Origin of the sequence: Nocardia amikacinitolerans, assembly GCF_900215415.1 — a bacterium.
Classification (GTDB): domain Bacteria; phylum Actinomycetota; class Actinomycetes; order Mycobacteriales; family Mycobacteriaceae; genus Nocardia; species Nocardia amikacinitolerans.
In genome coordinates, this window is the sequence record NZ_OBEG01000001.1 from 795,855 (window position 1) to 810,425 (window position 14,571).

Here is a 14,571-nt window from a genome sequence, read left to right on the forward strand (position 1 = left end):
CAACGGTGGCACGGTGCGAAACCGCGCCACCACCGCGTGTCAGGCCCTGACCGGCGTCTCGTCACCGCTCGGATCGGTGGGCTCGCCGACCGTGCGCTTGGGCCCGGTGAACCAGCGCCGGGCCGAAGCGAACCACCAGATCGCGATAGCACCGACCACCCCGATCAGCGTCAGCGGAGCGTAATTCACCGTGGTCCAAGTGAATTCGCTGTTCCACGGATAGCCGCGGTCGTCGGTGGGCAGCACGAACAACACGCTGATCACCGCGATCCACGCCAGCGCGACGATCCCGATCGGCCGATACCATTTCCCGAGCTGCCACGGGCCGGTCTGGAAACGCGAACCGTGCAGCTGCCGCAGCAGGATCGGGATTCCGTAGGCGATATAGAGACCGATCGTGGCGACCGACGTCGCCGCCGCGTAGGCCGTCGGCGCGTTCGCGGCGGGCACCAGCATCGACGGAATCAGCAACACGAAGGCGAAGAACGAAATGAACAGCACCGCGTGCACCGGCACCTTCTTCGCCGACAGCCTCGCCCAATAGGCCGAACCGGGCACCGCGCCGTCGCGGGAGAACGCGAACAGCATCCGGGATGCGGAGGTCACCGAGGCGTATCCGCAGAACAACTGCGCGACCGCCGCGATGATCAGCAGCAGCCCCGACCAGAACGAGTCGAGCGAATTCTCCAGGATGTAGATCACCGGATAACCGCTGTTCTTCTCGGGATCCAGCGCGTCGTCGAGATTCGGAATGGCGAAGGTGACGGCCATGATGAGCAGGTAGCCCGCGACCGCGGAGACGAGAATCGTGTTGATGATGCCCTTGGCCGCCGAGCGGGCCGCGTCGTGGGTTTCCTCCGACATGTGCGCGGACGCGTCGTAACCGGTGAATGTGTACTGCGCGTGCAGCAGACCGAGCAGGAAACTGAACGCCACGCCGCCGAAGCCGACCGCGCTGTTGTCCACGGTCTCGGTGAACACGAATCCGACGCTCTGATGGTTCTTCGCGCCGAAACCGAGCACGAGCACGAAGATCGCCACGCCACCAACGTGCCACCACGCCGAGATGTTGTTGATGACCGCCGACAGATGCGGGCCGATCGCGTTCAACACCGCGTGCAGCACCAGGATCACCGCGAAGACTCCGAAGATGGCCGTGCGGTCGGTGCCGATATCGATGCCGATCACGTTCAGCACCACCGTGGTGAAAATCGCCGCGCCGTAATCGATGGCGGCGGTCACCGCGATCTGGCCGATGAGATTGAACCAGCCGGTGAACCAGCCCCACACCGGACCGCCCAATTCCGCGGCCCACCAGTAGAGGCCGCCGGAAGTCGGGTAGGCGGAAGCCAATTCGGCCATGGCGAGGCCGACGAACAACACCATGAGTGACACCAGCGGCCAGCCCCACGCCATGGTGATCGGGCCGCCGTTCGCCAATCCGATGCCGTAGCTGGCCAATCCGCCGGTGAGAATGGAGACGATGGTGAAACTGATGGCGAAGTTGGAGAATCCGGACCAGGATCGCGCCAGATCCTGTTTGTAACCGAGTTCGGCGAGCCTGCGTTCGTCCTCGGACGTGGTTTCGGTCATGATCGCTCCCGAAGTGAAAACGCTGCCCTCATACAGCGTTTGCCAGAAGCTCAGTGTGCGGTAAAGCCGGGTGGATCACAGCGCAAACGGACAACCCGGCGTAACACGTTTCAGCGGTCGCCGTCGCGACCCTCGGCGTGCGCGCAGGCATCCGTCGACCGATGCTCCCAGCCGAGCGTCGCGGCGCGGGCCGAGCACGAACTGCTCGGGCCTCCGTCGCCGGGGGAGCGCACCGGAACCAACCCGGCCACCGAGGCAACGATGCCGACCGCGGCGAGTACCAGGCCGAGGTCGGTGAGTTTGCGGTCCCAGCGCCCGGGGTCGGTGCCCGGCGGATTCGCGATTCGCCAGCTCGCGGCCAGCACGAACGCCACGGCCGCGAACACCAGCAGCGGAATTCCCACCCCCGCGAGCAGTTCTCGCGCGCTACCCATCGTCACCACCCCTGTTTCGTCCGGGCGAATCCGGACGACCCGCGACGACCCCCCGGCGGCGGCCTCGCGCGGACGACCCCGCCCCCAGCGACGGGCAATTTATCGCACCCGAATCCGACCCGCAAGCGTGCCGACACCTAGCGCGCCCGCGACGGTTCGCCACGTAGCGTGACCGTCATGAGCGAACGTCTCGTTGTCATCGGCGCCGACGCGACGGGCATGTCGGCGGCCTCGCAGGCCCGCCGCATGGCCGGTCCGCAGGAGCTGGAGATCGTCGTGTTCGAGCGCGGCCGCTCCACTTCCTATTCCGCGTGCGGGATTCCGTACTGGGTCGGCGGCCTTGTCGCCGAACGCGATTCGCTGATCGCGCGCACCGCCGAGGAACATCGCGCACGCGACATCGATCTGCGCCTTCGCACCGAGGTGCTCGAGATCGACGTGGCCGGACGCCGCGTACGCAGCCGCGACCTCGAATCCGGCGCCGAATCGTGGACCGGTTACGACCAGCTGGTGATCGCGACCGGCGCGCGCCCGATCCGGCCCGCGCTGCCCGGCATCGACGCCGCGGGCGTGCACGGCGTGCAGACCCTCGACGACGGGCAGGCGCTCATCGATACGCTCGTCGCGACGGAGGGCAAGCGGGCCGTCGTCGTGGGGGCCGGCTACATCGGCGTGGAGATGGCCGAGGCGCTGATCAATCGCGGCTACCGGGTGACGGTCCTCGATCGCGGCGCAGAGCCGATGTCGACGCTCGATCCGGACATGGGCGCGCTGGTCCGAACGGCCATGTGCGGCTTGGGAATCGAGATCGTCAGCGATGCGGAGGTCACCGAGATCCGCATCGACGACAGCGGCCGGGTCCGCGCCGTCGCCACCGCCGAAGGGGAGTATCCGGCCGACGTGGTGGTGCTCGGCATCGGCGTGCGCCCCGAAACCGCGCTGGCTCGCGCCGCGGGTCTGCCCCTCGGCGAATACGGCGGCCTGCTGACCGACCTGTCCATGCGGGTGCACGGCCACGAGAAAATCTGGGCGGGCGGCGACTGCGTAGAGGTGCTCGATCTGGTCTCCGGCCGGCTGCGGCACATCGCGCTGGGCACCCACGCCAACAAGCACGGCCAGATCATCGGCGCGAACATCGGCGGGGGATACGCGACCTTCCCCGGCGTGGTCGGCACCGCAGTGAGCAAGGTCTGCGATCTCGAGGTGGCCAGGACCGGCCTGCGCGAGAAGGACGCGCACGCGGCGGGCTTGCAGTACGTGACCGTCACGATCGAATCCACCAGCCGCGCGGGCTATTACCCCGAGCCAGCGCCCATGACCGTGAAGATGCTGGCCGAACGGCGCACCGGACGGTTGCTCGGTACCCAGATCGTCGGCCGCGAGGGCGCGGGCAAGCGGGTCGACATCGCCGCGGTCGCGCTCACCGCCCGGATGACGGTCGAGCAGATGACCGCCCTTGACCTCGGCTACGCGCCGCCGTTCTCACCCGTGTGGGATCCGGTGCTCGTCGCGGCCCGCAAGGCGATGACGGAGGTGCGGCGGCGCGGCTGAGTCAGCCGTCGCCACGCTGGACCGCGACCACCGGGATCACGCGGCTGGTCTTGGCTCGGTAGTCGCCGAAGGCGGGCATCAGCTCGACCATCCGGTCGTAGAGTTCGTCGCGTTCCGTGCCGGTCACGAATTCCGCTGTGGCGCTGAACTTCTCGGTGCCGACCTCGACGGTGAGCTCCGGTTTCGCGCGCAGATTGTGGTACCAGGCGGGGTGCCGGTCGGCGCCGCCGTTGGACGCGACGAGCACCATCCGGTCACCGTCGGGCAGGTAGACCAGCGGGTTGGTGACCTGCCGTCCGGTCCTTGCCCCGGTGGTGGTGATGAGAACCATGTTGGTCCTGCCCTCGAACATGCCGCCGACGCGGCCGCCGTTGGCGCGGAATTCCTCGATCACCTGTGTGTTGAAATCACTCATCTCGATCCTGTCCGGTCGCGGTCGCACCACGGCCAACCCGGGGTCGGCCGCGGAAATTCCGCCCGGCTCAGTTCAGCGCGTCGAGCAGCTCCGTCTTGCCGAACATGGTGGCCGCGTCGCGTGCCGACGGTGTGCCCGCGTCCGGGTCGGCGCCCGCGGCGACGAGCAGGCGGACGATCTCGTCCTCGCCCTTGAACACCGCGCCCGCCAGCGGCGTCTGGCCCTTGTCGTTGGCCCGGTTGGGGTCGGCGCCGCGCACCAGCAGCGTCGCGACCGCGTCGCGGTGGCCGTGGTAGGCGGCGAGCATGACGAGCGTGTCGCCGTTGTCGTTGGTGAGGTCCGCGGGTACTCCGGCGTCGACGTAAGCGGCCAGCGCGTCGGCGTCGCCGTGCCGCGCCAGGTCGAAGACCTTGCCCGCCAGTTCGATCACTTTGTCCGCATCGGAATCGTCTGGGCTCACCAACCCTTCCTACCAGGTTCGGCGGTTTCGCCGGGGCAACCTCGGGTACCGCGCCAGCAGATCACGCCGGAACCACGACACCAAAGGAGGCGAGTTCGATGCCGGTTTGCGATACCTGCGGCAACGACTACGAGAAGACGTTCACGGTCACCAGAAACGGCTCCACGGCGACATTCGACAGCTTCGAATGCGCGGTCAGCGCGCTGGCGCCGACCTGCGAGCACTGCTCGTGCCGGATTCTCGGCCACGGGGTGCAGGCGGGCGAGCGGATCTATTGCTGCGCGCACTGCGCGCACCAGGCGGGTCACCGAAAGATCGTCGACCACGTCTGAGACGAGCGGCGGACGATCGCCGGGTGTGCGGGCCACCGGCGATCGCCCCATCGATGACCGGTCAGCGGAGTCGGTCGCCAGCGTGCCGGGCTCAGCCCGCGTCCATCGCGGCGCGCACCGCGCGCAGATCCTCGACGAATCCCTTGTAGGCCGCGTCGCGGTCGGGTGCGCGCAGGACCGCCGAGGGATGCACGGTGGCGACCACCCGGTAGTCGTCGGAGAAGACCACGTTCCCCCGCTCCTCGCTCACCTTGAACGAGGGGCCGAGCACCGCCTTGGCGGCGACCGCGCCGAGGCACACGACGAGCTCCGGGTGTATCGCGTCCAGTTCGGCGGTCAGCCAGGGCGTGCAGGCGACCACCTCGGTGCGTCCCGGCGTCTTGTGGATCCGGCGTTTGCCGCGCTCCTCGAATTTGAAGTGCTTGACCGCGTTGGTCACGTAGACGGTGTCGCGGTCGATGCCGACTTCCTCGAGCGCCTTGTCCAGCAACCGGCCAGCGGGACCGACGAAGGGGTGCCCCTCGATGTCCTCGCGGTCGCCCGGCTGTTCGCCGACCACGAAGACGGACGCGTCAGCGGGCCCCTCACCGAACACGGTCTGCGTCGCGTCGTGGTACAGCTCGCAGCCGTGACACCCGCACGAGGCCGCGCGCAGCGTGTCCAGATCCGCGCCCGCGGGGACGAATTCCTCGGCGCCCTTGGCTTTTCCGGCACCCATCACCGGCTCCTTTCGCCGACGATCAGCTACCTGAGCGGGCTACCCGCGCCCGCCTCGCCGAAACCGAGCGGCGGCTCCTCGGGCAGCGCACAGCCCTCCAGGGTGGCCTCGGACAGTTCGGCGACCACCGCGGCGACGTCACCGCCCGCGCGGAAGGCGCGCAGCTGACGCGTCGCGCCGTTGCCGCGCTCGAGCACCGCAGCGATGGTGTCGGCGACGAACTCGCGATCACCGAGTTCCTTCAGTGCGGGCTCGACGTGTTCCACCAGTTCGCCGAGCAGGTCGCGGGCGGGCAGCACGCGGCCGTCCATCGGCGCGACCGCGTCCCCGTCGATCCCGCTTCGCGCCGCTTTCCAATAGGCCGCGCGCAGCATCTCCGCGGCGACGGGTTGGGCCGTCCTGCCCTCGTCCAGCGACTGACGCGCCATGATCACCGTCGCGCGCACCAGCGTGGCGAGCAGGGTGGTCTCGGCCACCGTCGCGGGCACATCGCTGACCCGGATCTCGACGGTCGGATAGCTGATCGACCGGCGCACGTCCCAATAGACCATCTTCTCGTCGAGCATGATGCCGCTGGACAGCATCATCGCGACCAGATCGTCGTAGTCGTCCGCGCAACGGAAGTAGGGCGGCGGTCCCGCGCTCGGCCAGCGCCGCCACAAGATGTTGCGCCAGCTCTTGTATCCGGTCTCCACGCCGCGATAGATCGCCGAATTGGCGGTCAGCGCGAGAAACAGCGGCAGCCACGGCCGCAGGTAGTTGCTCACCTGAACGGCGGTCTCGCGATCGGGTACGGCCACGTGCACATGGCAGCCGCACAGCCCCTGTTCGTGGGCGAGCATCCCGAAACCGTCGGCGATGCGGCGATAGCGCGGGGTGTCGGTGACGGGGTAGTGCAGCGGGACCGTCGGCGGGATCGCCACGGCGAGCAGGCGGGCGTCGTTCATCTCGGCGCAGGAGGCGACGCCGCGACGCAGATCGCGCAGCTGTTGGGCGAGGTCGCCGGTGCGGGTGTGGACGCCGGTGTTCGTCTCGATCTGACAGCGGGTCAGCTCGAGCTGAAGGTCGAGCCCGAGGTCCTCGGCGGTCCGGGCTACCGCGTCGTTCTTGGCGGTAGGCGCTCCCGTGCGCGGATCGGCGAGGAGGAATTCCTCCTCGACTCCGACCGTAGACGAGTCCACGTCCATGTGGGTAGGTTACCGCGCTGACCTGAGGCCAAGCGCCGAGCTCCGCCCAGATTGGGGCAGCGACCCCGGTAGAATCGAACCAGACGGTCTCGCGTCGGCCGTGCCGCTTCGGCCTGCGCGACCACGGGAGAGTGGGTGATGAGCGCACGCGACGGTCTCGGCCTGCGGCGGTTGCCGCGCAGCACTCGAGTGCTGGTGATCTCGGCCGCGCTGTTGCTCGCCGCGTTGATCGTCGTTCCGCGCTTGGTCGGCGCGTACGTCAGCTGGATGTGGTTCGGGGAGGTCGGCTTTCGCGGCGTCTGGCTCACCGTGCTGCTCACCCGGCTCGCGCTGTTCGTCCTCGTCGCGCTGCTCATCGGCGGCGCGCTGTTCGCGGCGATGTGGCTGGCGTACCGGTTCCGTCCGCTCGTGCTACCCGACACCGGGGACGAGGACGTCCTGCGCCCCTACCGCACCGCGGTGCTGCGGCGGCCTCGACTGTTCGGCCTCGGCATCGCCGCCGCGCTTGGCCTGCTGTGCGGTCTGATCGGGCAGTCGGGCTGGGTGACGGTTCAGCTGTTCGTCCACGGCGGATCCTTCGGCATCTCGGATCCCGAATTCGGCCACGACGTCGGCTTCTACGTCTTCGATCTGCCCTTCTACCGGCTACTGGTCAACTGGCTGTTCGTCGCGACGGTCCTCGCGTTCCTGGCCTGCCTCGCGGCGCACTATCTGTTCGGCGGCCTGCGCCTTTCCGGGAAAGCGAGCGGGTTGACCCACGCGGCTCGCGTCCAACTCGCGGTGCTGGCAGGCACATTCATCACTTTGAAGGCGGCCGCCTACTGGCTCGACCGCTACTCGCTGCTGTCCACCCGGAGCAAGGAGCCCACCTTCGCCGGTCCCGGCTACACCGACATCAACGCGGTGCTTCCCGCCCGGCTCATCCTCTTCGCGATCGCCGTCATCTGCGCCGCGGCGGTCTTCGCCGCCGTCGTGGTGCGGGACCTGCGCATCCCGGCGATGGCCGCCGCGCTGCTGCTGCTGTCGTCGATTCTGGTCGGCGCGGTCTGGCCGCTGCTCGTCGAGCAGCTCTCGGTTCGTCCGAACGCCGCCGACATGGAGCGCGTCTACATCGAACGCAATATCACCGCCACCAGGCAGGCGTACGGAATCGGTAGCGACCATGTCGAATACCGCGACTACCCCGGAATCGGCACCAAGCCGCCGCCCGAAGTACCCGCGGACGTGACCACGATCGCCAACGCGCGCCTGCTCGATCCGAACGTCCTCTCGCGCACCTTCACCCAGCAGCAACAGCTGAAGAACTTCTACAGCTTCCCCGCGCATCTCGATCTCGATCGCTACCGCGTCGACGGGGAACCGCGCGACTACGTGGTGGCCGCCCGCGAGCTGACGCCGAACGCGCTGAGCGGCAACCAGCGGCACTGGGTCAACCGGCACACCGTCTACACGCACGGCAACGGGTTCGTCGCCGCGCCGGCCAACCGCGTCAACGCCGCGGTGCGTGAGGCCGCGGGCGACGCCGCGAGCAGCAACAGTGGCTACCCGATCTACACGGTGAGCGACATCGCCTCCCAATCCTCCGGGCAGCAGCTGATTCCGGTCGATCAGCCGCGCATCTACTTCGGCGAAGTGATCGCCGAGTCGGATCCCGACTACGCCATCGTCGGCGGCGGCACCGAACCACGCGAATACGACACCGACACAACGAAATACACCTACACCGGCGCGGGCGGGGTGCCGATCGGGAACTGGTTCAACCGGATGGCCTTCACCATCTTCTACGCCGAACGAAACATCATCTTCTCCAAGGCGATCGGCGACGGCTCCAAGATCATCTTCAATCGCGACCCGCGCCATCGCGTCGAACTCGTCGCGCCCTGGTTGACCACCGACCACAACCCCTACCCCGCGGTCGTGAAAGGGCGAATCGTCTGGATCGTCGACGCCTACACCACCATCGACGGCTACCCCTACGCCAAGCACACCTCGCTCGACATGCTCGAGCCGCCCGGCGAGACCGGCGGCCGCTCGCACGACATCTCCTACCTGCGGAACTCGATCAAGGCCACCGTCGACGCCTACGACGGCACGGTCACCCTCTACCAGGTCGACCAGGACGACCCGGTGCTCGACGCGTGGATGAAGGTCTTTCCCGGCACGGTCGAACCCGAGGAGTCGATCACCGAGGAGTTGCGCGCGCACTTCCGCTACCCGGAGGACCAGTTCAAGATCCAACGCGAGATGCTGGCCAAGTATCACGTGGACGAACCGCGAGAGTTCTTCACCACCAACGCTTTCTGGTCGGTGCCAAGCGATCCCACCGTCGAGACCAACCCGCACCAGCCCCCGTTCTACGTCCTGGTCGGCGAGCCCGGCAGCGCCGAGCCGACGTTCCGGCTCGCCACCGCGATGGTCGGGTTCAACAGGGAATTCCTCTCCGCCTACGTCTCCGCCGACTCCGATCCGGAGAACTACGGCAAGATCACCGTCCTGCAACTGCCCACCGACACCCTCACCCAGGGGCCGCAGCAGATCCAGAACTCGATGATCTCCGATACCAGGGTCGCCTCCGAACGGACACTGCTGGAGCGCTCGAACCGGATCCAGTACGGCAACCTGCTGACCTTGCCGATCGCCGACGGCGGTGTGCTCTATGTCGAACCGCTGTTCACCGAGCGAATCTCGAACGCGCCGAACGGATCGACGTTCCCGCAGCTGGCGCGGGTGCTGGTCAGCTATCGCGAACCGGGCACCGGCGGCGTCCTCGTCGGTTACGCCCCGACCATCGCCGAGGCGCTCGTTCAAGTCTTCGGCCCCGAAACGGGTCGGCTCGCCACCGCACCCGGCGGTGGGCCCGCGGCGCCGCCGCCACCGGGACAGCAGCCGCTACCCGCGCCACCGCCGCAGGCGCAGGCGCAGGCACCGCCACCGGTGGATCAGGCGAAGATCGCCGAGCTCAACGCGCAGATCGACGCCATGCGCGAGGCCCTCGATCGTCTTCAGCAGCAGCTGAACGAACTCGGCATCCCCGGCCGATAGTCGTTGCCGCCGAAGGTAATTCGTCAGTCTTCGCGATACACCACCGGCAGTCCGTCGGCCCGCGTAGCGACGCGCGTGTCGAAGCCGCGGCTGATCTCCCGTATCGTCTCGCACAGCCACCGCGCCTCGTTGGGTTCGGCCGTTTGCAGGCGCATGCGGCGCATTCGCAGGGGAATCATGCGCAGCCGCACCGCTCCGGCGTCCAGGTCGACCAGGAACAGCAGGCGCAGATCGGTGCGATAGCTCTCGTGGCCGTGGATGCCTTCGTAGTCGTCGACGACATCTCCGCACCCGTACAGAATCGGTTTGCCGCGGTAGATCTCGATCGGCCGCGGATGGTGCGCCGAATGTCCGTGCACCACATCGACTCCCGCGTCGATCAGCCGGTGCGCGAAGTGCCGTTCGCTCGGCGTCACTCGGTAGCCCCAGTTGGGTCCCCAGTGGATCGAGACGATCGCGACGTCCTGGTCGCGGGTGGCCGCGAGCACAACGGCGGCCACCTCGTCGGCGGCGGTGGCGCTCGGTGTCTCGCCGATCCGCCACAGTCCGAGCCGATCGTGACGCGCCGCCCAGTATTCCGGCACACCGCTGGATCCGGCGGCGACCGAGACGATCACCGCCCGGCTGCCGTCGCCGAGTTCGGCCGTCGCCGGAGTGCGGGCGCCGTCGAGATCCGTTCCCGCTCCGGCGTGGTCGATGCCCGCGGCATCGAGGGTGTCGAGGGTGTCGGTCAGCCCGTACGCGCCGAAATCGAGCACATGATTGTTGGCAAGGGCGCAGACGACCGGCGCGACGGCGGTCAACACCGGAATGTTGTCCGGCCGCATCCGATAGTGGATTCCCTTGGCGGGTGCGAACGTCCCGTCGGCGGTGATGGCGGTTTCGAGGTTGATCAGTCGCGCGTCGGCCTTGGCCAGCAGCGGGAGGGCGTCGCCCCACAGCCGCCGGAAATCCACGGGACGGGCGAACGCGCCGTTCGCCTCCTCGGCCAGCTCGACATACATCCGCGCGTCGCGCACATACCGTTCGCACAGCAGCGGGTCGCCAGGGTGCGGCAGGATCTGATCCACCCCGCGGCCCAGCATGACATCGCCGCCGAGCAGCACCGTCGGCATACCACCATTGTCGATCATCGAGCGCCCGCCCGCGCCGGTGCTTGGACGACAATGGTCGTATGACCGCCGGTGTCGAGCTGCGCGTCTACGCCGAGCTGAACGACTTCCTGCACCCTGACCTCCGGTACACGGCGCAGCGGCGGCCGATGCGTCCGCACCAGACCGTGAAGGACATCGTGGAAGCCGCGGGCATTCCGCACACCGAGATCGATCTGATGTTGGTGAACGGCGTTTCCGTCGACTTCGGCCACCGCCCGCGTCCTGGCGATCGGCTCGCGGTGTATCCGATGTTCGAAACGCTGGACGTCGGGCCGGTAACTCGGGTGCGCGCCCGCCCGCTGCGCGATCCGCGCTTCGTCGTCGACGTGAATCTCGGTGGGCTGGCGCGGCTCATGCGGCTGATGGGACTCGACGCCCGCTGCGAATGGGACGCCGACGACGCCGAGCTCGCCGAGCTTGCGGCCGCCGAGCACCGCATCCTGCTCACTCGCGATCGCGGGCTGCTGGCGCGGCGCGCAGTCACGCACGGCGTCTTCGTGCACGCGGATCGTCCGTTCGAGCAGATCGTCGAGCTGATCCGCCGACTGGACCTGACCGATCGGCTCGCGCCGTTCAGTCGCTGCCTGCGCTGCGGCGGCCTCGTCACCGATGTCGCCAAGGAGGAGGTCCTCGACCGGCTCGAACCGCTCACCCGCCGCTACTACGACGCCTTCCGCCAGTGCGCGGACTGCGGCCGCGTCTACTGGCAGGGATCGCATCAGCGTCGACTCGACGACATGGTCGCCCGAATACGCGCCGCGAGTGGGTAGGTCAGATGCCGTTGACCTGTTGCGCGAGGAACATGTAGCTCTTCTCCTCGACGCGCTGCCTGATGCGCCAGAGCCCGTCGACGCGGGCGAAGGTGTCCAGGTACCACAGCCCACACAGCATGAGGCTCTGCGTGCCGTTCTCGCCCGCGACGAGCATCGGGTTGTGGCACATGGTGCGGGCCGTCGCGGTGTCGCCGTGCACTGTGATCGAGGAATTGCTGACCAGGTGCTGGAAGGCGGGGAAGTTCGGCATGGCGGTGGCGAGGAACTGCTTGGTGGAAGCCAGATCGCCGGCCGGTCCGCCCATCGCCGTGTAATCGATGTGGGCGTCGGCGGTGAAGATCTCGTCGAGCAGGTCCCACTGCCGCGTGTCGACGGCGTGCGAGTACCGAACCATCAGGTCCTGGATCTCGAGCCGGTCCGAAATCTCCTGCAATGACAGCACGGGTGCCTCCGAAGCTCCGATACAGCGGGCGTCGACCCACCCTAGAACACGTTCCTGCCCGGCGCGCGCTTCGACTTTGCTACGACGGTTGCTCGGCGCCGTCCGGACCGGGGGAGTACGGCGAAACGATCGAGGGACTCCAGGTGAAGGGTGGTGCGTCGGGGGCGGGGGATCCGGCGGCCGCCGCGAAGGGCTCGTTGTTTCCGGTGAGCCGCGCGATGGTTCGTTCGAGCGCGGGCAGGATCTCGGTGATCGCCAGATCCTCGTTGGCGAAGCGACCGACGAGGGCGTAGACCATATTGCTCAGGACGAGCCCCACATCGGCGATGTAGTCGGGGTCGATCCCGGTGAAGAGAACGGTCGCGGCGGGCAGGACGGCGTCGAAGCCCTGGGTGTCCAGCCGCTGACCGCCGGGGCCGGAGCGTGCTCGGTAGTAGGCGGTGAGCATTCGAGGGTTGCGTTCCCATGGCTCGAACACGTATCGGACCAGCCGAAGCAGACCGTCGGCCAGCGATTCGTTCTCGCATGGCGGCGCCAGCTCGGTGTAGATGTTGGTGGCCATCCACTGTTCGACCGCCGCGAGGATCAGTTCGTCTCGGGTCGGATACAGCTTGTAGACCGTCGCCAAGGAGACGTGCGCGTGCTTCGCGACAGGGCGCAATTGCACCGCGTCGTATCCGTCGGAGTCGAGCAGCGAGAGCACGGTGTCGATGATCTTGGTTGCCGTCTCGGTTTCACCAGTCCTGGCCACCCGCCAACCGTAATCCAGTCGTCGGACGACCGAGGGCGCCGCACCGCCGAGCCGCCGCGAAACGGGCGGCTCGGCGAAACGCGGTCAGATGCGCGTGCCCACGTCGCGGGCGACGAGGTTGTCCAATGCTCGTTCGGCGACGGCGGCGATGGTCATCGAGGGATTGCAGGCCGCGGTGTTGCCCGGCATGAGCGCACCGTCGAGGACGTAGAGGCCGGGCTGGCCGTGCACCCGGCCGTCCAGATCGCAGACCGCGCCCATGCTCGCACCGCCGAGGGGATGCCAGGTCGACGGAAACAGGGCGTTGGTATCGAGCAGCATCCCGTCGGGTCCGGCGATCTTGTGCACCGCGGGACCGATGTGGTTGTCCTGGATGCCGCGGTCGCCGTGCTCGGGCCAGTGCAGAATCGCGTCGTCGCGGGCCGCGTCGTAGGTGAACGCGCCGCGCCCGTCGCTGACGCCGTAGCCGACCATCATGGTGCTGGCGGGATCGAGCGAGAGCGGTGGGATGGACGCCTGGATCACGGTGTAGGCGGCCCGCGGATCCGCCCAGTTCTTGCTGCCGTAGATCACCGGACCTCCTTGCGGCGCACCGAATTCCGCGGACGGATCGGTCCAGACGTAGATGCGGTCGGCGTTGGTGCCCCAGCCATGACCGAGGCCGTCCGGCAGATCGGGAATCAGCCCCTTCGCTCCGGCGCGGACCAGCAGTCGCGTGGTGTTGAGACTGCCCGCGGCCATGATCAACGCGCGCGTGGTGAGAATCTTGTTCTCGACCACGGCGCCGGTGGTGTCCAAGCGCTGCACGTGCACCGTCCAGCGACCGTCGGGTGCGCGCTCGACATCGGTGACCTCGTGCAGCGTTTCGACTCGCACCAGCCCGGTGGCTTCGGCGGCGGCGATGTAAGTGACATCGACGGAGTGCTTTCCGCCGTTGTTGACGCCCATGGCGCCGTCGCCGTTGGTGTAGGACGCCTTCATCTTCCCGCGCAGCTCGGCGAGCGCGAAATCCCAATCGATCGGCATCGGAATCTTCGACAGCGGCATCCCGGCCCGGCGCACCCGGTCGGCGAAGACGCGCGCCGCCCGGTAGTTCTCGGTCGCGATCAACTCGTCGGGCGCTTCGGCGAGGCCGAGCATCCGCGCCACCCGCGGGTAGTGCACCCGGTTCATGGTCGCCCAGTCGAGCTCCTGCGGAAAATGCGTGTCGAACACCGCTTCCGATGGTTGCAGCGACATGCCCTGGTAGACCAGCGACCCGCCACCGACGCCCGCCGCGCACAATGCCGTCATGTTCACCCCCGGCACCGCCTCCACCAGGCCGGTGTAGCGCTCGAACACCAGCGGCCTGCCGAAGAGGTTCGGACTCGACCGGCACCACAGCAACCGCTTGTCGGGGACGGAGGCGCGAGGAAACGTCTCGGCGTTCGGGCCGGTGGGCCAGCGCAACCCGCGCTCGAGCACCGTCACCGGCACGCCCGCTTCCGCAAGGCGCAGCGCGCTGACTCCGCCGCCGAAACCGGAGCCGACCACCACGACGCGATGGTCTTCGTAGGTCAGCGGGACGGTGTTGACCCGTGCGGCGATCGGGGCGGGCGCACCGAGCGAGCGGACGCCGAGCAGTACCGCGCCCGCCGTGGCGGCACCGGTCAGCATCGACCGGCGCGAAATTACAGTCATCACAAGACCTTCGGGAATCGTTCGGGCGGCGCCAGGGAC

Annotated in this window: 14 protein-coding genes; 4 read left to right on the forward strand and 10 right to left on the reverse strand. The window is 68.1% G+C overall.

All coding sequences use genetic code 11. The features are described from left to right. Window positions 1-39 precede the first annotated feature (39 nt). Window positions 40-1,593: an amino acid permease gene (locus CRP45_RS03730; RefSeq protein ID WP_097243775.1), complete on the reverse strand. Its 1,554-nt coding sequence runs from the start codon at window positions 1,591-1,593 to the stop codon at window positions 40-42. A 110-nt stretch (window positions 1,594-1,703) separates the two neighbouring features. Further along, window positions 1,704-2,027: a hypothetical protein gene (locus CRP45_RS03735; protein WP_097243776.1), complete on the reverse strand. Its 324-nt coding sequence runs from the start codon at window positions 2,025-2,027 to the stop codon at window positions 1,704-1,706. Between the two features lie 177 nt (window positions 2,028-2,204). Between CRP45_RS03735 and CRP45_RS03740 the strand changes: the two genes are divergently transcribed. Then, window positions 2,205-3,578: an FAD-dependent oxidoreductase gene (locus CRP45_RS03740; protein WP_097243777.1), complete on the forward strand. Its 1,374-nt coding sequence runs from the start codon at window positions 2,205-2,207 to the stop codon at window positions 3,576-3,578. 1 nt (window position 3,579) lies between these two features. On the opposite strand, the gene CRP45_RS03745 is transcribed toward CRP45_RS03740, so the two are convergent. Together CRP45_RS03745 and CRP45_RS03750 are read right to left on the reverse strand one after the other, a co-directional pair. Beyond that, the gene (locus CRP45_RS03745; RefSeq protein WP_097243778.1) at window positions 3,580-3,993 is read right to left on the reverse strand and encodes a nitroreductase family deazaflavin-dependent oxidoreductase; all 414 of its coding nucleotides are present in this window, start codon (window positions 3,991-3,993) and stop codon (window positions 3,580-3,582) included. Between the two features lie 67 nt (window positions 3,994-4,060). Then, window positions 4,061-4,456 carry an ankyrin repeat domain-containing protein gene (locus CRP45_RS03750; RefSeq protein WP_218841069.1) on the reverse strand — a complete coding sequence of 132 codons (396 nt, stop codon included), beginning with the start codon at window positions 4,454-4,456 and terminating at the stop codon, window positions 4,061-4,063. Between the two features lie 95 nt (window positions 4,457-4,551). Between CRP45_RS03750 and CRP45_RS03755 the strand changes: the two genes are divergently transcribed. After that, a complete protein-coding gene (locus CRP45_RS03755) occupies window positions 4,552-4,785 on the forward strand; it encodes a hypothetical protein (protein ID WP_067777974.1) in 234 nt (77 codons plus the stop codon). A gap of 91 nt (window positions 4,786-4,876) precedes the next feature. On the opposite strand, the gene CRP45_RS03760 is transcribed toward CRP45_RS03755, so the two are convergent. Continuing rightward, entirely contained in the window at window positions 4,877-5,503 is a 627-nt protein-coding gene (locus tag CRP45_RS03760; RefSeq protein ID WP_067778296.1) for a UdgX family uracil-DNA binding protein, read from the reverse strand. A 26-nt stretch (window positions 5,504-5,529) separates the two neighbouring features. Then, complete coding sequence (locus CRP45_RS03765; protein ID WP_097243780.1) at window positions 5,530-6,690, reverse strand: glutamate--cysteine ligase 2; 1,161 nt, start codon at window positions 6,688-6,690, stop codon at window positions 5,530-5,532. A gap of 138 nt (window positions 6,691-6,828) precedes the next feature. Between CRP45_RS03765 and CRP45_RS03770 the strand changes: the two genes are divergently transcribed. Further along, a complete protein-coding gene (locus CRP45_RS03770) occupies window positions 6,829-9,732 on the forward strand; it encodes a UPF0182 family protein (protein ID WP_097243781.1) in 2,904 nt (967 codons plus the stop codon). Window positions 9,733-9,755: 23 nt separating this feature from the next. Here the strand turns inward: CRP45_RS03770 and CRP45_RS03775 are convergent, their stop codons facing one another. Next, on the reverse strand, window positions 9,756-10,865 hold the full coding sequence (locus CRP45_RS03775) for a CapA family protein (protein ID WP_372509783.1): 1,110 nt from the start codon (window positions 10,863-10,865) through the stop codon (window positions 9,756-9,758). Between the two features lie 41 nt (window positions 10,866-10,906). Between CRP45_RS03775 and CRP45_RS03780 the strand changes: the two genes are divergently transcribed. Continuing rightward, window positions 10,907-11,656 carry a Mut7-C RNAse domain-containing protein gene (locus tag CRP45_RS03780; protein WP_097243783.1) on the forward strand — a complete coding sequence of 250 codons (750 nt, stop codon included), beginning with the start codon at window positions 10,907-10,909 and terminating at the stop codon, window positions 11,654-11,656. 1 nt (window position 11,657) lies between these two features. On the opposite strand, the gene CRP45_RS03785 is transcribed toward CRP45_RS03780, so the two are convergent. The 3 genes from CRP45_RS03785 to CRP45_RS03795 form a co-directional block, all read right to left on the reverse strand. Beyond that, entirely contained in the window at window positions 11,658-12,101 is a 444-nt protein-coding gene (locus CRP45_RS03785) for a nuclear transport factor 2 family protein (protein ID WP_067778292.1), read from the reverse strand. Window positions 12,102-12,180: 79 nt separating this feature from the next. Continuing rightward, window positions 12,181-12,852 (reverse strand): TetR/AcrR family transcriptional regulator, encoded by a 672-nt coding sequence (locus tag CRP45_RS03790; RefSeq protein WP_245909869.1) that lies wholly within the window; start codon window positions 12,850-12,852, stop codon window positions 12,181-12,183. A gap of 84 nt (window positions 12,853-12,936) precedes the next feature. Beyond that, window positions 12,937-14,532, reverse strand: a complete 1,596-nt coding sequence (locus tag CRP45_RS03795) for a GMC oxidoreductase (RefSeq protein WP_097243784.1) — start codon at window positions 14,530-14,532, stop codon at window positions 12,937-12,939. Window positions 14,533-14,571 lie beyond the last annotated feature (39 nt).